The sequence below is a fragment of the Citrobacter sp. Cu231 genome (assembly GCF_030332265.1).
GTDB lineage: Bacteria > Pseudomonadota > Gammaproteobacteria > Enterobacterales > Enterobacteriaceae > Citrobacter > Citrobacter meridianamericanus.
In genome coordinates this window covers 48,863-70,218 of the sequence record NZ_JAOWIE010000016.1, presented here as the reverse complement: position 1 = coordinate 70,218, position 21,356 = coordinate 48,863, and the positions used below count along the sequence as shown (strand labels likewise).

Below are 21,356 nucleotides of genomic sequence, written 5' to 3'. Positions count from 1 at the left end.
CCTCATTAAATAAATAGTTTCTCGATCTCTGAACGGTTTTGCACCGCCATACCAGAGAGTTGAAGGTTGACTACGTTGGAGATGTAGTTGCCGTCAAAGGCTTTGGGTGCATCGATGTTGTATGAGACATCCTGAATAACGACGTCGGCCAGAATGAGGCGACGGCCAATATTCAGCGTGACAGCGTAAGGGCGGCGTCCACCTGGTGTCGTATCATTGAGCTCCGGGGAGATCATTTGACATAACCGGGTGATTGCGCCGTTTACTTCTATCGCTGGGTTATCAATAGCCAAAAATTCGAGTGGCAGGGTAAAGGCGGGCGGTTGTGATCCTTGCCATACCATAAGGCTGTTCCATCGAGAAACAGAGGTTGTTGCCGTCACGGATTGAGCCATGTTTGCGACGGTCTCTATCCCGGCAATAGAACCTGCGTTATCGCCTTCGAATGGGCTATTCCACGCAGACGCTATCTGCATTGATGCACCCTGTCCGATATAGCCAACCACGCAGTATTTATCTGACGTGATATAAGCTTTCAGAAAAGGGCTCACGCCATCTGGATTAATCGCACCAAAGTACTCCATTGATACCCCAAATAGGCCACCATTGCTGGTGGCCGTATCCGTTAGCCAATGCGCTTGGCGCGCAGTTTCATGGATTTTTTACGGTGCAACTTGCCTTGGGCCGTATTGGCTTTACGCTGAGCTTTCTTAAGAGCCATGCGCTGTGCCGATGTACGACGATGCTTTCTGAATGGTTTGCGGATCAGCTTCACCTTACCGTTGCGCACAACCTTTTTCAGCGCTTCGGTCATGGTGTCGTCGCCGCTTACGGAGTAAGTGGCCACCAGCTCATCCTGTTCATCCGGATCGATGTCGCTCAGTTGGGAAGCAATGCTGGCGCCCATCTCATCATCAGCATCATCAAAGAACGTTGTCACAGCATCTTCATCGATGCCGACGCTGACCATGAAGTTGGCCATCTCAGCCAGGATGGTGTAGTAATCATCCATTTCTTCGTCGGTTGGCTCATCGGTATTGTCATCAATACCGGCCAGAGACTGCGCGAATGCGTCCAGGTTGTCGTAGGACGAATCCTCACTGCTCGCCCAATCAAACACGGCTGTCGCAGAGTCGGCGAGGCTGGCGCTGGTCACCTGAGCTGCAACGGCCTCAAGAATCATCTGGTGGGCCTTGTCCGGAGTGAGTTCAACCGCGGGCTGTTTAGGCTCTTTTCCTGAACCATCAGTGTCGGGCTTATTGCCGCGATTCTCCATCATGATAGAGGTATGAGGTTTGCCACCCATTGCGATAGTAGTCAGTGCATCAGCCTGGCTACCGCCATTTTGAAAGTAATTATTAGCCATAATATGCCTTATCGAATAACAACAGGTTTGCCGAGTAAACGACGTGCCGAACCAGTCGGGCATGCCCACCAAGTGACGGACCAGTAATCGGACTCAACTTGCTTAACAACGAGAATGAATGGAGCGGTACCGTCGGTTTCAGGATCACGCGGAGTGACCAACGCACCGGCAGCATGGAAGCGCTCTAACACTTTCGTCATTTCACGCGTCAGACTGTCCTCGGTTACACCGTCCGGTTGGTGCTTCAGTTTGCGGCCCAACTGGAAGAAGAAGCGGCTGATCGCATCAAAGGTCGAAGGTACATGCTGGAAGCGCAGGTAGTTCTCTTCACTGTAGGTGGTCAGGGCGTCGTCAATAATCATCTGGCCGGTAGAACTGGTGGCCACCTTATTGATGCGTGCGGTGTACATCGCATCGAAATCAGGAGTACCGATACCGTCGATCGGTTCGATCTGGGCACGGTTGATGAGTGCGCGAGTTTCGCCCGCTGGGGAATAGTGCCAGCCACCAACGTCAGTGTTGAGTGCAATACCGCGTGCTTTTGCCGCGTATGCAGCACCAGACAGGCCGTAAGCGATACGGGCTTGTGTCCACTTGTCTTTGCAGGTGAAAGGGAAGTGATACATTGAGCAGGACGTGTAATCGACGCCAAGAAGGCCGGTTGATTCCGACTCGGTCACTGCTTCCGCATAGGTCAGCGTTGGTTTTAAATCGAAGAAACCATCGATACGACGATCTTTGCAGATATCAGCCAGCAACGTATAGGATGGCGTGCTGTAGCAGCCAAGCCCCAGAACGGCGGTATAGTTCACGTTGGCGTTGTTCAGGACTTCGATTGCTTTTGCATACTGCTCGTCAGTGATATTGGCCTGATCACCATTGGTGCCGCCAATAAACTTAACGTCTTGAATGTTGCCGAGGTTAACACCTTCTGCAGCAGTCAGATCACAAGTCGCACCAAGATACGCGGAACGGGATTCCAGTGCCGTAGTAATAAAGCAAGGACGGCCCATTGCATCCATCTCATCAGAATTGAGAGATACAACAATGTTTTCCAGAACGGTCACGGTACCGAGTTTGCTGGTTTCTTTCAGTGTCAGGGTTAAACGGTTTGGGTTGGTTTTATCCGGAGTGAAAGAAATGCTGCGGTTCGTAGATGGATCGCCGTCGACCGGATAGATCATCAGGAACTGTTTATCTTTCAGCTCGGTCTTCTGGCCATATGCTAACGCGCTGTTGGCAGGAACCGCGTTGGTTTCGCCGGAGGATGCGGATTCCTTAGTGAAGCTGATAATCGGGAATTTTGCATCGGTCGGGACCACTCGCACAACATAGCCATCGGTCTGCTGCACAGCTTCATAGACGTGGCGCATTGGCTCGAAGTGACTACCTTCCTGCGGGCGAATAGGATCGCCGAGAACGTCCATATAGTTGGATTTGGTGACTTTTAACGCCTTGAACGGTTTCCCGCGAGCGAACACACCCACGCCAGCCCATAAGGACTGATTGAGGTTAGAACCCACAGTCGCTGTTTTGCTTGCGTCGATAGCGGCAACCGCAACAGCAGAAACGTTAGTCAACGTAAAAGGGATACTGTAGTTAGAATTCATTCAGTACGGTCCTGATTAGCGCCCCAATGGGGCGCGTTGGTTGAAAGCGTTTGATTAGTTGCTGGAAGAGGACTCAATCACGCCGCCGGTGCGGAAGTTCAGGCCGCCAACTTTGAGGCTGGTGAGGGTGAACAACGTGAAGTAGTCCTGGCCGTTTCGCGGATGGATACGGTTGATGGACGAGCCCCAAAGGGTGGTACGGTCCACCAGCGCCGGTGTGGTCGGATGCTTGAACGGAATAACCGGAACGGCATCGCCGGTGATGAAGCCAGCTTTGCCCGGGTTTTCGTCACGGCAGTAACACAGGATGTCGTAGGAATGGAACTCGATACCGCTGGCGGTGAATGCGGTGCAAACGCCAGACGGGATTTCGAACACTTTGATGCCGTTGAACAGCGTACCGATGAAGTGAACGTACGGCACCTGCGTGTAGTTCTCCGCTGCGGTAAACATGGTCGGCGGCAGCATTTTGATGAAACCAGCTGCATCCGCGCCCGCAAACATGCCAACGGAGCCGGTAGTACGAGTACGTTCTGCGATGTCGCGGAATACCTGCTGCACCTTACCTTTGAACATCATGGTCCAGACATCCAGGTTGGTATCCTGCGGGATAGCCACGTCGTAGGTGTCAGTGTGCTTGCAACGGCGGATCATGGTGCGGAGGCGCAGCATGTCCTGTTCGTGGGACAGGTAGTCTTTCAGCGTACGATACTGCAACGAGCCAAGGTCAATGCCGAATTCGCGTTGCGCATCGTATGCTGCCATCACGCTATGTTCTGCAGCCAGAGCATACTGTGATGGGAAAACGGTCCATTCCCGCATTTCCTGGTTGATAACCGGAATGTATTCAGGAGCCGCTTCGATGTTGATCTCAACTTCAGCTTCCAACTCAATGCCTGAATCGAGTGGCTGGGTGAAGGTGAGGGTGATCTGACCTTTGCCGTAGTCGACAACGCCAGTCAATACGTTCTGCTGGCCATCTGCGTTGGCAAAGCTGTAAATGATCTTCCCGGTATTACCGCTAGCGGTATCTACATCAGTTGATTCGTTATTGACGTAGATGACGGAACGGCCCTTACGAATAGGGATTTCTTTACCGTTTTCAAAGTCAGAGATTTTGAAGGTGAAAGAGGTTTTTACACCGTCGCCTTTGGTTTTCAGGACATAGTTACGGCGCATCTGCGCGTACTGGCCAACGGACTGCATGTCCAGCTGGTCGCCCTGTTTGAAATCACCGAAAGTGGTACCGGCTACGTTGATGATTTCATAAATCTTGGATTTATCGCGCGGTACCGGAATGAAGGTACATGCATCACCGGTTTGTGCGCCCAGGGCGACTGGCAGAATCATTGCCAGGAAGATTGGCTGACGGATGATACCGTCCTGACTGGACATCACTTCTGCGTTGATGGATTCCAGCATGATATCGTTCAGCGATTTCTGGCCGGACTGGACGTTTTCCATCAACAGGCAGTTTTCGAGAGTCTGGTGAGCAGCTGCCAGTACTTCAGGACGGGGTGAACAGCGGTGTTTGTTGGAGTATTCCGCGATCGCAGAACCCCACGCAGACAGTACAGAACGCTGTACGGACTCAGGAACCCCTTCGAAGATCGGATCTGCTTTCGCTGCTTCCATCATGGAGGTGATACGCAGCTCAGGGTCCTGGATGTAGCCGTTATGGTCGAATTGCGCATCGGAACAATAGCTGGTTACGAGATGAGCATTCTTCGAGATCTCGGCAATGCGTTGGCGAAACTCTTTGTTGTCGGACATAAATCAAGCCTTTGTGGTTTTCAGTCGGCTCAATTATCCGGAAAGTTACATCTCGATTATCTATTGCTTAGTAGATTCTGTAAGAAAAAGGCGCTTTCGCGCCTTTGGTTTTGCCATGTACCGATTAACGCCTAATGCTTAAGAGAAAGGCGTCTTAATAGACGCCTTGAAGGAACTTGCTACGGTTGCTTCCGCTAGGAAACAGGCAAGAGCTGTGAGAATACTCTAAAAGACATGCAACGAAAGTAATTTAAATTAGTATTTATTGTTTGTCTACTGTGGCCGCTCCATTAAGACGGTTCACTGTGATGTTATGATCGTTTGTGATCTCCAGTCCCAGCCGTATTGCTTCAATGTAGACCGGATAATCGCCATAAAGATTTACATCGTAGGCGGGCATCTGACACATCGAGGCGCTAACACCCGCTGGTGCTGCATTAACGTGAATACTTGGCGTTGAAGGCGTCGATTGATTCCCGCTGCACCCGGATAACATCATCGGAAACAGGAGCATTAGCACATACGTTGTTATCCTGAAGTTCCCGAAGTTTTTGCTGAAGAACGTTACTTTTTTGCTGATATTCTTGAGCATGTTTTGCATTCATTTGACTCTCTTGGTTAAGTATCTCGGTTCTGGCCGCATAGAATTCAGCTTTCTTTTCAGCCGCGAGGCGGGCAGTGTCGAGGGTTGATATCTGCTGATCTTTGCTTCCAATGGTTTTATTGAGGTTATTTATGGCCGTGGTTTGCGTCTCTACAGTAGTGAGAACGTCATCAAGCCAGCGCCATCCTAAATAGGTCGCGATACTCACCATGACGATCAGGACCAACATCGAGACGCTTTTCAGGCTAGGGGTCCCAACCCATCCTTTAATCAAAGCCCACACTATGAACCTCCTTTCAATGCGTTAAGCACAGTAGCCGGTGTAATCGCTGTAATGGCGCTGGCGACCGTGCTGTCATTAACTGATGCGTTTACCAACGCAACGGAAATCGCATTGCTATAGGCTGTCTGAGCCGTATTGCTGCTGCTGGCCACGTCCTCATAGATGGTTTTCAGTTCATCACCTGCAGCAGTGACATTGGCCACTGGAATGGTGAATCCCTCAACCGCATCGTTTAACGCTTTGATCTGGTCATCAGTTACCGTTGGGCTGGTGGTCCCTCCAGTTTCTCCGCTACCAGCTTCTTCACCTCCGGCGCCAGCGGATAATGCCGTATTGATTGCATCCATTGCTTCTTTAAGAGGGGCGGTATTGAGCGCAGAAAGAGCAGACCGGAGGTTTTCCGGATGAGTTTCGTCAGCTATGGCCCGTGATACCGGTAGTTCGGTTGCTGCGAGATCATTAGCGCGGCAATACACATCCCAGCCGATAGATAGCTGAATAAGTGCAGACGGATCGGCGTACTCACGTAAAAGCTTCACGTGCGCGTCAGTGGATTTTGCTAATTCAGAAAGAAGGGAGGCCCAGCCGGTGATCTGCGCTGTGCTTGTGCTGATTGTCTCGGGGTATTCAACGGTCGACAGGAACAGGCCAGCCAGTAAGGTACTAATTGCTGTTGCATTGCTGACTACCTCGACGCTTTTTTCAATACTTGGCGGTGTGGTCATCCCACCGGCAGCGGTGAGCGCTTTGTAGGCATCAAGTTGATTTGTCGTTGAGAGCATAATTTATCCAACCTTAACGAGCGGATCACCGCTGGTGACAGTCGATCCACAAGACACAGGGTCGCCCTCACATACAACCGGCTTGCCTCCGATAGTGAACCAGGGGCGGGTAGAAACGGCATTACCTGGATGAGATGAATTACCGTCTGTATGCGCGGGGTAGGCGTTACCGTCCACCAGCACGCCAATACCGTTTACCTTAACGAATTCGACGGCCTCAGCTGGTGGTCTTGAAGGGAACCCGCCGTGCCCGGAACAGACAGAGTTTTTTACTGCGATGTTCGACATAAAAAAGCCCACAGATTGATGATTCTGTGGGCAGTGTATGGAAAGTTACTTCTCAATTAGGGCGTTATTTCTCGCCGTTAACCCGGCAACCTCGCGCCACGCTTTCGAGATCTGAAACGACAGGGATGAAGCGCGGATCATCATCAATCCAGATGTTAGGTTTCCAGCCGATCTCTTCGCAGAATGCTTCTTTCTGCTTACCTTCGGTGAAAATGACCGGCACATTAAGTCGTTCGCCCCAGGTAATAATGTCGCTGTTATTACCTGTCGAAAAACGGAACGTCACAATGCGCACGTCGGCACCGTATTTAAGCATCGATCCGACCAACTGACAGAAGAGAGCTGTGTTAGCCGTAAAGGTCCCGTCGAAGTCGACCGCGATATTCAGCGTCTCTGTTGCGGGCTCTTGAGACGATTCGCTATCCCTATTTTGCATCATATCTCTACTTTAAATCCCCGCAGCTTCGCCATTGCCTTATCCAGTTCGGCCATTCCATCCACCATCGTATCGAAGGCTTTTGTCACTTTCTGATGTGCCTGGAGCACTTCACGGCGGACAGGTTCCAGCTGTTTGGTGATGGCATCGCGTGCGGTTTGGGCTTCTTTCGCTTCCTTGGCGCGGGATAGTGCCATTTCAGAGATTTTTAGTAACTGCTCAGGCGTAAAACCGGCGAGAGGATCGGATGATTGTTGATGAGTGGAATGTTTAGCTAACATGGTTTCTTCTCTAAGACGTTTAAGGCATTGACTGCAAGTTTCCAGTGGCTTGCCGTAGTTATCAGGAAATTCAGAAAGAGGTTTGCTTGTGCCGCACGACATGCACTGATGTTTAGGGGGAGCTTCCTCCCTCCATGAATTCACGACCTCTGCAACTGTCGGTTGTGCTGGGACGACGCTTGCGGCCCCCTTGTCCTCTGGGATACCGGCGAATCTCATATGCTGGAACCAGAGCTTTTCCTTCCCTGGTTTACCTGAGCGAGTTACATGGAGTGCGCTGGTGGATTCGATAATGCCCACCAGCTGCTGTCGTTCTTTTTTACTTAGTACTGAAAAGGAATCCACCTTATACAGATCGGACTCTTCTACGCCGTTTGGGTAACGCAATACGTATGCTTTTACCCGGCTAAGAGCCCGCTCTAAATGAGGCGGGGTTTTTCTGGCCATGGGTCTCAGTCCTCCACAAATTGAGCAAGTATTTTTATCCGATAATCGCGACTGTCTCTGCCACCATATTCCTTCTGCTTTTTATCAAGATAGGCAGGGTGAACCAGGGGAGAGTCTTCTGCACTTAATGTAATGGCTGTATAAATTCCCCTTGGGTTATTTGGTCCTATTGCTAATTTTTCATGCTGAGAATCGTAAAAGTGACCTTTGTTTTTATCGGGAATTGAGATCAACAAAATCCGGTTATCTGAATTGGTCAGAGTACCTCGGATCGTACCAAGTCCACGCTCAGGCATTCGCGATGCGTCAAGAACGATGAACATCAGATTTTCACTGCATTCACCCGCAAGATTTTCCTCTTTGCCTGTGCGGTACGAAACACTCTTGCACTGCCAAAGATGTTTGTTAGTCCGGGCCTGAAGTTTGCTGATTTTTAATTCAAAGTAGTTATCAAGCCACGGTTCATTTTTTAATATCTTTTTCCAGAGACATTCAATACGTCGCATTATATGCAAGTACGTCTGGCCGATTCCGCTACCCGTAATAATTACTCTGGAATCGCGGTATAAAATAGTTCTCAAAATGGTAATGACTGCTACTAATTCGATATACCCAACACCATTTGTAGCGACAGCTACTGAAGTGCTCGAACTTTTTACTTCTGCACTCAGCAAAACTTTTTCCTGCTGGTGAGTAGCTTCAATACCAAACAAATCTTTCATTGCCTGGGTCCAATTACCCTGGTATTTGTCACTGAGCGCTTGCCAGCGAGGGTCTGTATCTGCTGTAACCATTAATCAAGTACTCCTAAAATATCAGTTGTTGTCTCGCGTGAGCTGCCATTGCTGGCTATCGACTGGCGGCGAGGTATGTGATGAATAGTGAACCCCGCGTCACGGTAAAGCTGTTCAATAGCTGGCGCGCTGGAATTAGAAATGACAATTTTGGCTCCCCGCCGGTGAGCTGCGCGGCAGGCCTCAACGACTCCTAATTGATCTTCCCATTTAAAACCGTCAGGTGTGTAATTGGTGAATCCCGCCTGGCCTGGCATCGGTTCATAAGGTGGATCGCAGTAAACCACGTCACCCTCTCTCGCAAGGCCAATGGTTCGCCGGAAATCACTGAGCATGAACACGTAGTTATGCGCATATTTCGCGAAGGCTTTTATTTCTTTTTCTGGGAAATATGGGGCCTTGTAATGTCCAAAGCTGGTGTTGAATCCACCTGAATTGTTGTACCTCATGAGCCCATTGAAACAATGCCTGTTCAAGAACAGGAATGCAGCGGCGCGCTCAGGACCGGATAACTGCTGCTCGTTGAAGTCACTGCGGATGGCAAAATATCCTCTTTCAGAGTTCATCTTGTCGAACATTACGCGAGCCAGCTGGAGAACAAGCTCCGGCACAACGGTGAGCATTTGATACATGCTGATTAGGTCAGGGTTAACATCGGCCAACAGGAATGAACCGTGCTTATCAGAATTGGTGAATACAGAACCTCCACCAACAAAAGGCTCAATTAAGCGAAGACCTTCAGGCATGAGGGGAAAGATATGCTGAAGCTGACGCTGTTTGCCACCAGCCCATTTCAGGATCGGATTAAGCATGTGGCGCGGTCCTTGTTTGCTTCGAATATCGCTCTTGCGAATCCTTCAGGTGTTTCGCTGCGGAGGTTCGCCCGTTCAGGGCCTGGCGCCGCTGTATGGATACGGTTATCGGGATAGTCTGTGTAACCGGGGAAGGTTACCGGGAGTTTTCCCTTTGGGATCATCCGGCCATATTCAGCGATCACCCCTTCGATCGCTGCACTTACCGCGGGCAAAAGCGCCGGAAAGGGCATTTGCATGCCTTGCCCCGTCCATAAGCAGGTGCGTTTGGTGTAGTTATCTTTGGCTATGTACGCAGTGAATTCATAGGGATCAAACAAATGGTCTGGCTTGCGCCAAAAAGTCGATATTCTGCTGACCGGGTTTTCAATCAGGAAAGGGCATCCAATGAAGCGGGCAAGGTCATAACACTGCCAGACAACCTGCATAGCCTTAAATTGAAAGGCTGGATCTTCCTCTGCCTTTGAAGCGAACCAGCGAGAGCCGGAAGTGGCTAAATTTGTGCAAGGAGGAAAGCCAGCGAGGAATGTAATACGGTTCAGGTTTTCCCTGATAAAAGCATATACCTCAGAGCTATCGATGATGGCGCTGATGCGCGTCAAAGTAGCTCCAGAGGGGTGTAATTCATCGCTCGTGACCTGGTGCTGTGGATCAACTATTACAGCATCGCAACCGGCTTCCAGCCATGGACTAACCATTTTCCCCGTAAAATCGCATAGGCTAACCACCAGCGCGCGATTACTCATCGAGAGGCCTCGCCTCCGAGGGCCGCTACAATTTTAGAGGTCAGGCTATCCAGCTCACCGGCCAGCAGAATGATATCCGCAGAACGGCGCTGCAATTCGTCTTCAACATCGATATCAGAGTTTTGATCAAGTAATTCGTCGGAAAATTTAACCCCGGAGAATCCAGCGCCATCATTAATAGCGAAGTTTACCCTGTCAGTGCAAAGCGACAGTTTTGTGACCAGCTTTCCGGCCGCAATCATTGTTTTAACTTCATCACTGGAAAGATCCTGCTTATTCAGCTTGGCAGAACCTCCGTCCTCCAGGATGGCTTTAAGATCGGCTTTTTCACCCAGGGTGTAACCAGCTGGTGGAGCATCATTACGCACCCATTCGGTCAGCGTCAGTTCAATAGGGTTTTCGAGCGTAAGTGGCACAACCGGGAGAGAACCCAACGCTTTGCGCAGCATAGCCAGCGCATCCTCAGATTTGCGAGGGCCGCTGTTGATATACAGCAGGTTTGTTTCTGATGAATAGAGTATCTGGGTCCGGTCGGTGGCGGTAAAGGCGCGCGGAAGTAGTGAGTGGATCACTTCGTCTTTGAGCGAGTCCTTCTCGGTTTTTTTGAGCTTTCTGCCTTGAGTGGCTTCGAGATTACCAATTTTTTGGTTGAGTTCAGCTTTGATGACATGCCCGGGAAGTAATTTCTTCTCACGCTGAACGGTTAATGCAATGAAGCCGCTGGCCGCAAAATACAGCATGTCGGAACCCAGTGGACTGGTGAAGCCGGTGCGAGCCATATCCTGGCTTCCACATGGTGAGAACTGGTAGTCAGGTAGTGCCGTTTTGAGCGCTTCCTCATCGAGCTTCATATCGCGGCTAAGGCGATAAACACTGAAGTTTTTGTATTGCTTAAACATCAGGAGGACGCCTTAAGGTACTGGACATGGAAGCTGAGAACGCCGCATTCACGCAGGAAATCAGCGGGAGGAATTATGTTGGACCAGGTGCGGCGATCGTAACCGATTGTGCCCAGCACCAGTTCGGTGCCATCAGCGCAGCGGGCGACGATGTAATGCTCTTTTCCTTCAACATAGATTATGTATTCGTCGAACTTCCCGGCTGTCATTTCACGGATGAAGTTCGCCCGATTTAGAACGATTTGGGCCATTTAGCATTACTCCGATAAATAGAATCTACAGAGTATACTAATTTATTGAGAAAATGATATTGATTCAAACGGTAGCTGCTTGCTTTTGCAGGATAATGACGGGTTACTCTCATGGTGGTTAACGGTCATAACGGAAGCTGATTCCAGGTGGTTGGTACGTGTTGTATCGTACTCGGTGATTACTTATGGATGTATAAAGGATTTACCATGTAAGTACAAAGTACACCTTTTGTAAATCTATTGGATGCACTTTGTACGCTATCAAGATTAGCCTTTGTCAATGGCGACTTCTGCACCCTTAATGGATATTTTACCCGCGGCGCTCATGTTGATATTGGCATCTGATTTGATCGTCATATCATTAACAGAGTGTACGAAAAGCGATAGCTGACTACTAATGTATAACTGACCTGAATCATTCACACCCATGGTGGAACCCGAGGCTTTATGAGTGATGGACCAAGATCCGCTTTGGTTCCTAATCTCTAATAACCCGTTCCTGTCGCTCACATAGTCTTTACCCGGTGTAGTTTTACCGGCTGCGGGCGCACCTTCTACAGCTGGTGGTACATAAGGTGAACCTTGCCCGGAGGCTTCTGGGGCTGTGTTAGGAACGCCGCCAGGGGCATCTGTAGCGCGCCCAACAACACGCGGGCGTGTACTATCCCCGCTATATGGGAAGTCCACCCAGACATCATCACCGGCGAGCAACGGAATGAATGCGCCATCATCCGGAGGCATACGCTCAGCCCATGGTAGATCTCCGTCAGGAATGCTATCCCATATGCCCACCAGCCGCACAGACACTCTAAGCAGACCGGCAGGATCGTCGACCGTTACCACCTTCGCCCGCTGCGGGCCGTTAATTGGTGCCGTCATAAATCACCCCTAACAATGCGCGTGTTACATATCCAAATCGGTCTTCCTGATGAGCTGCAAGCTTAACTACTAATTTGGTAGGCACAGATTCATCAAGTCCGCTTTCAGTGTTGTAGTTGTGGATCAGGACCTTCATCGGCAGCCCGGGAGTAATAGCTGAGTTGCCGGTAACCTCGATATCTATTTTGGGTAAAAGGAACGTCGAAAGGTTATTGAGTGCTGTCTGATCATCAACGCTCACCATCTTTACTGGCCATGACTTATCTCCGGACGTCAGGAGGCCTTTAGTTGGGCTGTATGCCATTAGCCGGTATTGGCGTGAGCGGAGGTATTGATCGTCATTGTTTAGCTTGGCGAAGCGGTTAATGCGTAACGCGGCCTTTGGGTTATTCGCTTCATACGTTAGTACCGGTGATTGCCTGGATAACGTGGCCATGCTTTTAACGTTAATCGAACCACGACACACCCAACAAAGGGCACCGGCTTCCTGAGCCATCTGCGCCAGCACTCCGCTGGGTTTTTGCCCCATGTTCAGATGATACGTACCCAGCTTTTTGAAATTGTCAGCGTTAACCGTCAGGCCTGTGGCCAGAGCGCGCACGATATTAGCCGGTTGCTTCTTAACAAAAAACTGAGGCTTTGAAGCCGGAACTTTGAGTGTTTTCACCTTTTCACTGAAAGCAATAATCGTGACGATATCCGCCGACTGGGGGGCTTTCAGGACCTCAAATGTATCGGTCCAGGTTGTGTTGCCTATACCCTGTGGATCACCAAAGCTGCAGGTAAGAATCGTGCCTTTTTTAACGCCTAATTGATCTACTACGTAACTGGAATTATCGCGAACCTCCAGCTGCAATTGCGGACCGGTCAGATCGGCTACCTCAATGTAAAGGCAGCGCGCAATCATGGAGCGGGGGATTTCTGTTTTCCCAATCTTTACGGTCTGTAGGAAGAGCTGGGAACGCTTCTCTGATGAATTGCTATTAGCGGCCATTGGTCACCCTACCTGATTCAGGCATAACGCCAGAATCATTACCAGAGAGGACATCGATGGTTTGCGATAATGGCGTACCTTTCCACGCGGAATAGAGTGGGGCGATAACAGTGAAGGATATCGCCGAGGCGAACACTCTGTTCGACGCCAGCGGTAACGATAAATTGTCGACAATGGCTGACTTGGGATCACGTATCAGGCAATTTAGCTGTAACGCAGCTCCCGCCAGCACGGTCTGGAAGGTGAAATTTGTATTCCCAAAGTTGGAGAACTGGCGGAACCAGGACGCATAAATACCGGTTAACGCGTTCAGGACCTCTTTTTCGTTGGCTAAAACCATCAGAGAGTATGAGATCTCTATGGGGGTGTTGCTGAGTAGAGCTGTAGGCTTCCCATCCTTATCGGTGATATACCCGGCATCATATTCATCTTTCACTATGGTGTTATCGTGTAACTGGAATCCCGGTGTGCGCCCCAGGTTCAGTACTGGCAGAGAATTGGTATTCACGTCCGGTCTGTTCGGGGTGAGGCGACGACCGGCGCCAGCGGAACGGTATGCCCGGAGAAAAGCCTCCACATCATCAAACTCGCCAAATTTAAGCTGATCGCTCTTTTTCCGGGACAGGAATTCGACAAGGGGCTTGGACCACGGCCGTGTGTCGGTTACTTCAATGTCTTCCAGTGCCGATAAAAGAGCATTGCCCAGACCGGCATCCACATCGCTGGTGGATGAGAGTTCACGCTTACCTGTGGGCATCAACATAGCCCTCTTGAAGCGCATCAATAATTTATCGTTATTCACCATCAGATACGGATTCCTCAAAAGTGCGGCATGGTATGCAGACGAATAGCGTGCCCACTGCTGCTGTTCCATAGTTAAATTTGCGATGAACGTACCACCAGCGCCGGACCATTTCTCCGGATGCCAGTTCCTCATTCCATTCGAGGATCGAACCTATTGAGATATCAAGGGCGGCCACACGGAGTATCAAAGAGTCTTCCTGATAGCCGGTGTTGTCGTCCTCTTCGTTCATGCTCAGGAAGCTGTCCATTTCGTCCGGACAGTCCAGGACTTTCACGATTTCAGGCTCGCCGTAGGAAAGCGTTTCCTGGTTTGGATCAAGGCGTTCCGCCTGCATTACCTCAAAACCCTCATCATCAATAGGCGCGTCTATCGAGTTGGCGCGATACAGGAGCGCGTCGAACGACAATGGGTCTTTGATGATGGCTAAAGCCCACGCTTCGCGGTAAAGGTCGTTGAAGCCCTTGTGGCCAAGAAATCGAGCGCGCATATCACTGTTAGCAGGACGGGAAAGCATTGCAGCAGTAATTGAGACAGGCGCTTCAGTAGGCTCTTTGGTTTCGTTGGGTAATTCATGTTTTCCAGATTGCTCATCTATAGGGTCTACTACCGGTTCCAACGTCTCAAACGTGGTAGAGGTTGGGCTTTGAACTGCTACAGTATCAACAGGAGAAGGGACGCCATCAGAAACGCCACCAGCCACTTTGATATCGTCGTTGTTATCGATGAGATCGTCATAAAAACCTGCCATTATTGTTTACCTTGTTGGGAGGCGAGCCATTTCTTGAATGCTGTCTCTGCCTGTTGATCGGTCATGCCGGTTATCTTCATGGCCTGAATGAAGCCTTGTTTCTTCAACTTCAGTTGCTCCTGTAATTGAGCCTTCATCGCTTCCTGCTGCTTTTTCAGCAGTGCGTTCTCTGCCCGGGCGGTTTTAAGCTCTGCTGCTTTGCGCTTAAGTGAGTTACGCGCGGTGGAGGCCTGTTTTCTCAACCTATCGATCTTGTCTTTCTCGGTTCGTTGTACCTTGGCTAACCCGCGTTGGGCGGCTTGGTACTTTTCGAACTCGCGGCGGATCTTCGTCTGGTCTGTTTGATCAGAGCGGTTACGGGCTAAAGCTTTCAGTTCTTTGTCGGTAAAAACCTTTGTCGTGCGTTTCTTGTCATCGCCAAAAGCTACTTGCTCAGCAGCTTTCTTCATCTGTGTGCCCAGCTGACGTTGCCAGGTAGACGACTGAAAACGGGTCATGACATGGAGGACGTGCTTGCAGGCTGCGCCGACGAGATCAGGGTTGCGTATTTTGGGGAAGGCATACTCAGCTGGTGGCTTCAACGCGTAGTTACCGGCTGTGGCCATGTAACGGAACCAATACTGATGGCGCCCGCAATCACAATCGAAAGATACGCGACCTTTAGCGAGGTTTCTTGCCAGCGTGGCCAGACTTACTTTTTCATCGCCGACGTCTTCAACGTAGCGGTCCCACTCTTCAAAGCGCACTCGAACCAGGTGGTTATCGTCGACCGACGCATCAGATGCTGTAACCTTCACATCGGCGATGTTATGGCGTATGCGTATAAACAGCGCCGACTTAATGCCGGTGCCATCATCTACCTTGTTGTTGGCGCGCTTAACATCGATCTGAGTCGACATGGCCACCAGCTGAGCGTAGGTAATCCCCGCCTGTTCGCTGCTGAACTTCGTGCGATGGCCAGCGCGTTTTTCGATGAATTGCTTTAAGTCTTCAGGAGTAAAGAATGTGCCGTCTTTCTTCTTACCGAGCTTAAGAATTTCGTCGACGCTTTTATTACGCAGGCCCGCTGGCGTAAGCGTACGGTGTGCGCCTCTACGGCTTGCGCGCTGACCTTTACGGATTTTGTTGAAGACCTTAAGGAAGTCAGTTGCAGAAAGGCCATGTGTGGCATAGCGGCCGTTCTCTTTCTTTTCAAAGCTCGAAGAGGGCATTAGCTACCCCCTCTTTGTTAAGCGCTGGATAGCAACTGTCATACGACAACCACCCAATCAGTTGCAAGAAGATCACCAACTGACGGCACCCATGGCACGACCACATCTTGGGCATTTTTCAGTGCAAAGTAAGCACCGTATGGGACGATATCTGTCGAGTAATAACCCTTGATTGCTTCCATCCGTGCCGGGTATTGTCCCTCAGGGACCATCCAGCAGAACTGGCCACCAGCATTCCAGCCGCGACGTGCAACACGTTTGCCTTCCTTCAGCCACATTAGGGCGTCTGAGAAGTCGGCTGCGTTAAGATCGATTTCGGCAGGTTCATAAGTAGCATTGAAAATACCTGGCTTACAGGGATAGAACTCACCCTGAACGCCGGTGATGATCCAATCTCCAGGGCATACGATATGCCCGCCGTCCAATGTGTCGATCCAACCGTGAACGCGCATGATTTTGCGACAACGGATACAGAGTTTATCGCCTGATACGTCGGGAGAGCGGAAATAGCGGACTATATCGCCTTCCCAGCCATTCGCTTTACGTTCTGACGGTAAGAAGTTCCGTAACTGGTCGTTGTCTAAGCCTGAATGAACCTTGGTATAATCCAATGGATGATCACCATTCTTGAACCACTGGCTGGCGCTCACTTCGATCGGCTTTCTACGCCAGCGGGTAAGGGCAGGTTGAGGGTTATCATCTATACGTGTGTACCCCTCGGAGAAAGGCTTTTCCGGTGAATATGACATATAGCCGTCTTCATACACGACGATATAACCACCCACATCAACCTTGCTAAGCAGTTCTTCCGGTATTTCCAGCCATGCGTCTGTATTACCGGTGTCCACTATCACAGATGATTGGAATGATTTCACTGCTAGGATCTTTGCTGCCTGAACAACTTTATGGCAACGATATTTAGGTAGTTTTAAATCATTAGTCATTTCATTTTGTCCTGTAAATTGCTGCATCAGATACTCTGTATGGTGCCGTCTAATTCCGGCATGCTGGTGGAATAGATGTTTATTTGCTCGCGAATCCACGCCAGTTCCGGAAGGAATAGGGCTTTTCCCACTGGTAGCGCTTCGCTTTCATCCTCTTGGCCACAAACACGGGTAATAACCCAACGCAGCTCGTCGGTTCCCCACACACGCTGAGCAATGAGGTCAGGGCGATATATCTCGTCCTGAGCAATGTCGTGGGGAATCAGGTCAGAATCGTAGCTGTTGCACTTGGCCACTACGGCTTGGTGCATGTATGCGCGGATGATTGGATCAGATACGTTACGATCGTCGAGTCGGGAGATGCTCACAGGTATCTTCCTTTGCCCGTGAGCGGACTCATAGTGACTGATTTAATAGCTTCAGCTTCAGTAGCGCGAACAATTTTACGCAGAGGATCTAAAGGGTCAGGAGGCATTTCAACCGTCAACGAGCTGTACATTTGCTCGATGTAGGAAGCGCTGGCCACGTTCTGATAGATCGTACCGTAAACGCAAAGCAGCATTAGAAGGTGTTCGCTTTTGAGTCGCTCCCAGTCAATGCGATACACAGCCTGGCCGCGGGTATCATGCTCAACGTCGATAATGTTGTCTGGGATGGTATAACGCTGGCCAGCACCGGTAGTTTTTGGACGGATGATGGCCTTCTGCAGTGAGAGCTCTCGATAGAGGTCCAGTGACTCTACTAGGATAGGTTTTCCGCTGGTTCCCGGGGCCGCAAACTGGATATGCTTTCCGCCGGTCGAGCTGAAAAAACCGCTGCGTTCGTCCACCAGCACATCATCACCGTTTTTTTCTATCTCGTGAATGATGTTGGGAAGGACGTCAAGTAACCCCTTACGATCTGCGGGAAGGGTCTGTTCTGATAACAGGGTGAGGTTTCCCTTATGCCAGACCGCCTCCACCAGCATTGGTTTGGAAGTGGAAAGGGTGATGGCACATATGGCCTTATCCATAGTCGGACTCCGCTGGTAATGAAGCCTCTATAGTATAATTAGTACTTTCTGTTAGGAAGGGCGAAATCTGAACAAGAAAAAGGCCGGTATAAAACCAGCCTTGAGGGATTGGGTAAACCTTAACTATTGAAATGCGAGGCAGCTACCATCATAGCTTCCTTATGACGATAGAACCAGTAACGCTTTCTGTTTATGTTGTGTTTCCTTTTCAAAATAAGCTCACAATTAGTTTTTTAAACGTTCAATTCCAGCACGTCTGTAAGCCTCAGCCAGCAGGTCAAGCTGAGTACCATTCGCTTTTTCAAACTCAGCGGGACCGCCAACATTGCCGTCGGCATGCACTGGTAACAACCATGGATATTGCTCCCGGATATCAGCCGGTGCTGCGTGCTGGTGGTGGAAATTACACAATGGCAAAACGTGAGCGTGGGCGTCAGGTGCTGTTCGGCCATCAATATGGTGCAAACTGATCAGCGGGGACACTTTTCCATGTATCAGGCATGCAACACATGGTAAGGCTCCGAGCTTATCCATGATGCGGCGTTCAGCTGCGGTTGGTGTACGCCCCTTATTACCACGGGACTTTATAGCCTTACGTGGTTTGGCGGATGTGTTGAGTGCCGTGCTTCTTTTGCGCGCAATAATCTCTCTGCGTTTCTCCCAATATTCAGGAGACTGCAACTGAAGGAGCCTCTTCTCGCGTTGGCGTTCTTGTGCTTCGCGAGCTTTATCCATCTGCTTTTGACGATACTCAGGGTCCGCGAGTTTTTCTGCATTGCGGGCTCTTTGCCGCTCAACGGCGGCGCGCTGGCGGGCGAATAGCTTTTCCCGGGCTTCCTGAGTTAATTCCATTAGATTTGGCCCAGCCATTTATAGCGTTCGGCTACTTCGGCCGGGTTCATTTTCCCTGTGCCCAAGAGAGCCAGGGAAATGTACAGCGATCGGAAGTGGCGGCGGGCACGCATTCCAGCAGTTATAAAGCCGCCTGGTTGGTCTGCTGCCAGTTGGGCTATATTCGCTTCCGTTACTCTACGGGTGCAGTATTCATTAAATACAGCCACGGCGACTCGGGAAGGATATTGCAGTGGATTTTTCATGTATTCTCCTTATCGGTGTTTTGTTCGACGCTTAGACTTATTGCGGCGTTTAAGGCCCGCCCGGATAGCTGCCTTGACGAGCTCCAGAGTGCTAAGAGCAAGGATCACAGTCACAGACAACTTGATCGCAATCAGCCACCCAGCAAACGAATAGTCGAGCGCTATATTGATGTAGTGATCAATCATGATGAGTAATAGGGTGATAGTTCATTAGAGGGATACCAGCTGATGCCGTGCTCGGCTGAGCTGAGGATGCGCCAGCGAATAGCGTCATTCACAACTGTTTTCGCGACGTGATACTCCTTCGCTAATTGAATGCTGGCCATCGCTGTAACAGCTTTAATGTCGATTGCCGCGGGTTTATCACCGTAAGCAGGGACGCACGCAGTGCGAAGGAGCTCTCGACAGCGAAACCAACATTGTCCCAGGTGCTCTTCGGGTAAGTTAAATGTGAAACCATGGCCAGCCGGTGCTGTCTGGATATGGTTATGTTTGGCCAGAGAATGAAGGCGAGTTGTCGACAGCCCCGGGAGAATCGCGGAACGCTCCGCTGATGCAATCCGTATGGCTTTATCCATCCAGTAGCCATCATCCGGGGTGAGCGTATAGCCACCATCGACCATTAAGAGAGCCTCCCGCGGAAGCTGCTTAATGGTGGCGCTGAAAATTGCGGTGATGATCTTGTCGTCGGTCAGTCTCATGCTCGTAATAATGACACATAAAAAAATAAATAATTAGTATTATCTGTATTACGGAAGGGAGTTTGCCTTGAAAATACGCGAGTTATTGGGATTTGAATTGCATTGCCTGTCTGGCTTTAGTGCATTAACATCAGCTGGTGCTTTTAGAAATAGTGATTGATTGATAAGAGCATGCAGCCCCTGGTTCGCCGGGGGCTGTTCATTTCAGGCCTGGTCCCTCTAATACACGTTCTTATTCCAGTTTTCGCACATGTAATTACTGCATCCGTCAAAATCATACGGGTTGAGTTGCCAGCTTATCCGACCGCAACACGGGCAGTTCCAGCGAGTTTTACCGGTTGATGTGCGATCGCGTCGTTTCTGACGTTTCAGCCATTCAGGTTGGCGCAGCCCGCGGGCCTGAATCATTTTTCTGCGGTCGAGCTTATTAATGCAGAACGTGCGGCGTTTAACTTTGTTGGCCAGATGGTATGGGAGCCAAATTAGCCCCTCGCTGGTAGTGACGGCGAAGGGATGAATATAGGCTTTCGTGAAATCAGTTGTCGGCAGCTCGGCACCGGCAAGCCAGTAAACGTCGTTGCCATCCCATTCTCCTTTCACATATGCCACATATTGTGTGCAACCTGGCTCTATTAACGTTTCGCTCGGCAGCCGCTGGGAGTCGACATGCCATATAGCCAGTTCATCAATACAGTCGGCCGCAACCGGCAGGTCGATAGGACGGCCTTTATTCCAGCTTTCCTGTGCTTCTTTAAGCGTATAAACATGTGCTGTATCGATGTTACTGCTGTAACCATTTCCGTTCTGGCAATGGAAAGAGGCATTTGTACCGACAGTTTCTCGAAGGCAGAGCATATAAAAGCGATCATTCATTTTCGGCCACCAGCTTTTCGTTGTGTTCGATTAACAAGATCATTTATCCCAAGTTTTGCGTAAGCGATGGATGCCTCGGCATCAGAGGCACCAAATACTCGATTAACACCGGCAATAACTTTCTCTTCTGAGCGGCTTAGGCGGGAAAGGATACTGCGGCATACGAAGCGGTCCGCATGTGTGATGTAAGCATCAGCCGCCTCCATTGATGGCATAGGCCGATCAACCTGAAGAAAGTGCAGTGGGTTATGGGCGCCATAGTTCAGCGTGCAAGCAACAACCGGCGTTCCGTTCCGTAGTCCACTTTGTAGGTGGACGTGAACGCCATTAATCATCATTGATTTTTTCATTTACAAAAATAAGCACATAATTAGTATTTTATGACCAAAACAAATCCGGCCCATGGGACGCCGTGCTATCTTCTTCCAGGATGATTTCCTGTGCCTTAAGCATACCTACTTCTGTCAGTTGATAGGTATGAACTGGTGGTGTTTCATTGAGGGTATGCACTGTTAGCAGGTTTTGCTGCTCCAGCCTGGCTAATGACTGACGCACATTCTGTGTTCTGGCCTTACGACCTCCATAATGCTCATCGATATAAGCAGTTATAGCGAGCAGGGTTACGGGTGTAAAAACATGCTGTTCGATATACCTGCGTCCTATGCAAGATAACGCTAACTTTTGAATTGTTGAAAGCGCCATTGTTGCTTGTCTCCTTGA

27 protein-coding genes are annotated in these 21,356 nt (G+C 50.0%); all 27 read right to left on the bottom strand.

Annotated elements, in window-relative coordinates; genetic code table 11:
- Positions 1-5: 5 nt before the first annotated feature.
- Positions 6-584, bottom strand: a complete 579-nt coding sequence (locus OGY15_RS00665; protein WP_071667155.1) for a hypothetical protein — start codon at positions 582-584, stop codon at positions 6-8.
- A 41-nt stretch (positions 585-625) separates the two neighbouring features.
- Positions 626-1,366, bottom strand: coding sequence for a hypothetical protein (locus tag OGY15_RS00660; protein WP_185656594.1), 741 nt, complete (start codon positions 1,364-1,366; stop codon positions 626-628).
- An 8-nt stretch (positions 1,367-1,374) separates the two neighbouring features.
- Positions 1,375-2,976, bottom strand: a complete 1,602-nt coding sequence (locus tag OGY15_RS00655) for a hypothetical protein (RefSeq protein WP_185656595.1) — start codon at positions 2,974-2,976, stop codon at positions 1,375-1,377.
- A 54-nt stretch (positions 2,977-3,030) separates the two neighbouring features.
- Positions 3,031-4,749 carry a DUF8615 domain-containing protein gene (locus OGY15_RS00650; RefSeq protein WP_286537394.1) on the bottom strand — a complete coding sequence of 573 codons (1,719 nt, stop codon included), beginning with the start codon at positions 4,747-4,749 and terminating at the stop codon, positions 3,031-3,033.
- 437 nt (positions 4,750-5,186) lie between these two features.
- Positions 5,187-5,636 (bottom strand): hypothetical protein, encoded by a 450-nt coding sequence (locus OGY15_RS00645; RefSeq protein ID WP_286537393.1) that lies wholly within the window; start codon positions 5,634-5,636, stop codon positions 5,187-5,189.
- Positions 5,636-6,418 carry a hypothetical protein gene (locus tag OGY15_RS00640; protein WP_286537391.1) on the bottom strand — a complete coding sequence of 261 codons (783 nt, stop codon included), beginning with the start codon at positions 6,416-6,418 and terminating at the stop codon, positions 5,636-5,638. The genes OGY15_RS00645 and OGY15_RS00640 overlap by 1 nt, the downstream gene beginning before the upstream one ends.
- Before the next feature lie 352 nt (positions 6,419-6,770).
- Positions 6,771-7,145: a hypothetical protein gene (locus OGY15_RS00635; RefSeq protein WP_286537389.1), complete on the bottom strand. Its 375-nt coding sequence runs from the start codon at positions 7,143-7,145 to the stop codon at positions 6,771-6,773.
- A complete protein-coding gene (locus tag OGY15_RS00630; protein WP_286537386.1) occupies positions 7,142-7,870 on the bottom strand; it encodes a hypothetical protein in 729 nt (242 codons plus the stop codon). The genes OGY15_RS00635 and OGY15_RS00630 overlap by 4 nt, the downstream gene beginning before the upstream one ends.
- Before the next feature lie 5 nt (positions 7,871-7,875).
- Positions 7,876-8,664 carry a hypothetical protein gene (locus OGY15_RS00625; RefSeq protein ID WP_185656601.1) on the bottom strand — a complete coding sequence of 263 codons (789 nt, stop codon included), beginning with the start codon at positions 8,662-8,664 and terminating at the stop codon, positions 7,876-7,878.
- Complete coding sequence (locus OGY15_RS00620) at positions 8,664-9,476, bottom strand: DNA adenine methylase (RefSeq protein WP_185656602.1); 813 nt, start codon at positions 9,474-9,476, stop codon at positions 8,664-8,666. Before OGY15_RS00620 ends, OGY15_RS00625 begins: the two co-directional genes overlap by 1 nt.
- Entirely contained in the window at positions 9,458-10,222 is a 765-nt protein-coding gene (locus OGY15_RS00615) for a hypothetical protein (RefSeq protein WP_286537383.1), read from the bottom strand. Before OGY15_RS00615 ends, OGY15_RS00620 begins: the two co-directional genes overlap by 19 nt.
- Complete coding sequence (locus OGY15_RS00610; RefSeq protein WP_211924568.1) at positions 10,219-11,121, bottom strand: recombination-associated protein RdgC; 903 nt, start codon at positions 11,119-11,121, stop codon at positions 10,219-10,221. Before OGY15_RS00610 ends, OGY15_RS00615 begins: the two co-directional genes overlap by 4 nt.
- Complete coding sequence (locus tag OGY15_RS00605; RefSeq protein WP_139239846.1) at positions 11,121-11,372, bottom strand: hypothetical protein; 252 nt, start codon at positions 11,370-11,372, stop codon at positions 11,121-11,123. The genes OGY15_RS00610 and OGY15_RS00605 overlap by 1 nt, the downstream gene beginning before the upstream one ends.
- A 267-nt stretch (positions 11,373-11,639) precedes the next feature.
- On the bottom strand, positions 11,640-12,251 hold the full coding sequence (locus OGY15_RS00600; protein WP_275150408.1) for a baseplate protein: 612 nt from the start codon (positions 12,249-12,251) through the stop codon (positions 11,640-11,642).
- Entirely contained in the window at positions 12,235-13,245 is a 1,011-nt protein-coding gene (locus tag OGY15_RS00595; protein ID WP_286537378.1) for a phage tail tape measure protein, read from the bottom strand. Before OGY15_RS00595 ends, OGY15_RS00600 begins: the two co-directional genes overlap by 17 nt.
- On the bottom strand, positions 13,235-14,008 hold the full coding sequence (locus OGY15_RS00590; protein WP_286537375.1) for a hypothetical protein: 774 nt from the start codon (positions 14,006-14,008) through the stop codon (positions 13,235-13,237). The genes OGY15_RS00595 and OGY15_RS00590 overlap by 11 nt, the downstream gene beginning before the upstream one ends.
- Before the next feature lie 31 nt (positions 14,009-14,039).
- On the bottom strand, positions 14,040-14,798 hold the full coding sequence (locus OGY15_RS00585; protein WP_286537372.1) for a phage tail protein: 759 nt from the start codon (positions 14,796-14,798) through the stop codon (positions 14,040-14,042).
- Positions 14,798-16,009, bottom strand: coding sequence for a phage tail protein (locus tag OGY15_RS00580; RefSeq protein ID WP_286537368.1), 1,212 nt, complete (start codon positions 16,007-16,009; stop codon positions 14,798-14,800). The genes OGY15_RS00585 and OGY15_RS00580 overlap by 1 nt, the downstream gene beginning before the upstream one ends.
- A 38-nt stretch (positions 16,010-16,047) precedes the next feature.
- Positions 16,048-16,758 (bottom strand): DUF2829 domain-containing protein, encoded by a 711-nt coding sequence (locus OGY15_RS24770; RefSeq protein ID WP_502755928.1) that lies wholly within the window; start codon positions 16,756-16,758, stop codon positions 16,048-16,050.
- A gap of 221 nt (positions 16,759-16,979) precedes the next feature.
- Complete coding sequence (locus OGY15_RS00570) at positions 16,980-17,321, bottom strand: baseplate protein (protein ID WP_257664038.1); 342 nt, start codon at positions 17,319-17,321, stop codon at positions 16,980-16,982.
- The gene (locus OGY15_RS00565; RefSeq protein ID WP_247799577.1) at positions 17,318-17,965 is read right to left on the bottom strand and encodes a hypothetical protein; all 648 of its coding nucleotides are present in this window, start codon (positions 17,963-17,965) and stop codon (positions 17,318-17,320) included. The genes OGY15_RS00570 and OGY15_RS00565 overlap by 4 nt, the downstream gene beginning before the upstream one ends.
- A 225-nt stretch (positions 17,966-18,190) precedes the next feature.
- Positions 18,191-18,817, bottom strand: a complete 627-nt coding sequence (locus OGY15_RS00560) for a Ref family recombination enhancement nuclease (protein ID WP_286537358.1) — start codon at positions 18,815-18,817, stop codon at positions 18,191-18,193.
- Complete coding sequence (locus OGY15_RS00555; protein WP_286537355.1) at positions 18,817-19,062, bottom strand: hypothetical protein; 246 nt, start codon at positions 19,060-19,062, stop codon at positions 18,817-18,819. Before OGY15_RS00555 ends, OGY15_RS00560 begins: the two co-directional genes overlap by 1 nt.
- A 182-nt stretch (positions 19,063-19,244) precedes the next feature.
- A complete protein-coding gene (locus OGY15_RS00550) occupies positions 19,245-19,763 on the bottom strand; it encodes a hypothetical protein (protein WP_286537353.1) in 519 nt (172 codons plus the stop codon).
- Positions 19,764-19,982: 219 nt separating this feature from the next.
- Complete coding sequence (locus OGY15_RS00545; RefSeq protein ID WP_211924558.1) at positions 19,983-20,636, bottom strand: hypothetical protein; 654 nt, start codon at positions 20,634-20,636, stop codon at positions 19,983-19,985.
- Entirely contained in the window at positions 20,633-20,974 is a 342-nt protein-coding gene (locus OGY15_RS00540) for a hypothetical protein (protein ID WP_286537349.1), read from the bottom strand. Before OGY15_RS00540 ends, OGY15_RS00545 begins: the two co-directional genes overlap by 4 nt.
- 40 nt (positions 20,975-21,014) lie before the next feature.
- Positions 21,015-21,338, bottom strand: a complete 324-nt coding sequence (locus OGY15_RS00535) for a helix-turn-helix transcriptional regulator (RefSeq protein ID WP_257664030.1) — start codon at positions 21,336-21,338, stop codon at positions 21,015-21,017.
- Positions 21,339-21,356: the final 18 nt, after the last annotated feature.

Bases quoted from the DNA above. Each gene is read 5' to 3' on its own strand.
- OGY15_RS00615 (WP_286537383.1), bottom strand. From the start codon at position 10,222: ATGAGTAATCGCGCGCTGGTGGTTAGCCTATGCGATTTTACGGGGAAA.
- OGY15_RS00560 (WP_286537358.1), bottom strand. From the start codon at position 18,817: ATGGAATTAACTCAGGAAGCCCGGGAAAAGCTATTCGCCCGCCAGCGC.
- OGY15_RS00605 (WP_139239846.1), bottom strand. From the start codon at position 11,372: ATGGCCCAAATCGTTCTAAATCGGGCGAACTTCATCCGTGAAATGACA.
- OGY15_RS00630 (WP_286537386.1), bottom strand. From the start codon at position 7,870: ATGGCCAGAAAAACCCCGCCTCATTTAGAGCGGGCTCTTAGCCGGGTA.
- OGY15_RS00590 (WP_286537375.1), bottom strand. From the start codon at position 14,008: ATGTTGATGCCCACAGGTAAGCGTGAACTCTCATCCACCAGCGATGTG.
- OGY15_RS00600 (WP_275150408.1), bottom strand. From the start codon at position 12,251: ATGACGGCACCAATTAACGGCCCGCAGCGGGCGAAGGTGGTAACGGTC.
- OGY15_RS00535 (WP_257664030.1), bottom strand. From the start codon at position 21,338: ATGGCGCTTTCAACAATTCAAAAGTTAGCGTTATCTTGCATAGGACGC.
- OGY15_RS00610 (WP_211924568.1), bottom strand. From the start codon at position 11,121: ATGTTTAAGCAATACAAAAACTTCAGTGTTTATCGCCTTAGCCGCGAT.
- OGY15_RS00555 (WP_286537355.1), bottom strand. From the start codon at position 19,062: ATGAAAAATCCACTGCAATATCCTTCCCGAGTCGCCGTGGCTGTATTT.
- OGY15_RS00660 (WP_185656594.1), bottom strand. From the start codon at position 1,366: ATGGCTAATAATTACTTTCAAAATGGCGGTAGCCAGGCTGATGCACTG.
- OGY15_RS00650 (WP_286537394.1), bottom strand. From the start codon at position 4,749: ATGTCCGACAACAAAGAGTTTCGCCAACGCATTGCCGAGATCTCGAAG.
- OGY15_RS00540 (WP_286537349.1), bottom strand. From the start codon at position 20,974: ATGATGATTAATGGCGTTCACGTCCACCTACAAAGTGGACTACGGAAC.
- OGY15_RS00655 (WP_185656595.1), bottom strand. From the start codon at position 2,976: ATGAATTCTAACTACAGTATCCCTTTTACGTTGACTAACGTTTCTGCT.
- OGY15_RS00665 (WP_071667155.1), bottom strand. From the start codon at position 584: ATGGAGTACTTTGGTGCGATTAATCCAGATGGCGTGAGCCCTTTTCTG.
- OGY15_RS00585 (WP_286537372.1), bottom strand. From the start codon at position 14,798: ATGGCAGGTTTTTATGACGATCTCATCGATAACAACGACGATATCAAA.
- OGY15_RS24770 (WP_502755928.1), bottom strand. From the start codon at position 16,758: ATGTCATATTCACCGGAAAAGCCTTTCTCCGAGGGGTACACACGTATA.
- OGY15_RS00620 (WP_185656602.1), bottom strand. From the start codon at position 9,476: ATGCTTAATCCGATCCTGAAATGGGCTGGTGGCAAACAGCGTCAGCTT.
- OGY15_RS00565 (WP_247799577.1), bottom strand. From the start codon at position 17,965: ATGGATAAGGCCATATGTGCCATCACCCTTTCCACTTCCAAACCAATG.
- OGY15_RS00625 (WP_185656601.1), bottom strand. From the start codon at position 8,664: ATGGTTACAGCAGATACAGACCCTCGCTGGCAAGCGCTCAGTGACAAA.
- OGY15_RS00595 (WP_286537378.1), bottom strand. From the start codon at position 13,245: ATGGCCGCTAATAGCAATTCATCAGAGAAGCGTTCCCAGCTCTTCCTA.
- OGY15_RS00580 (WP_286537368.1), bottom strand. From the start codon at position 16,009: ATGCCCTCTTCGAGCTTTGAAAAGAAAGAGAACGGCCGCTATGCCACA.
- OGY15_RS00550 (WP_286537353.1), bottom strand. From the start codon at position 19,763: ATGAGACTGACCGACGACAAGATCATCACCGCAATTTTCAGCGCCACC.
- OGY15_RS00640 (WP_286537391.1), bottom strand. From the start codon at position 6,418: ATGCTCTCAACGACAAATCAACTTGATGCCTACAAAGCGCTCACCGCT.
- OGY15_RS00635 (WP_286537389.1), bottom strand. From the start codon at position 7,145: ATGATGCAAAATAGGGATAGCGAATCGTCTCAAGAGCCCGCAACAGAG.
- OGY15_RS00545 (WP_211924558.1), bottom strand. From the start codon at position 20,636: ATGAATGATCGCTTTTATATGCTCTGCCTTCGAGAAACTGTCGGTACA.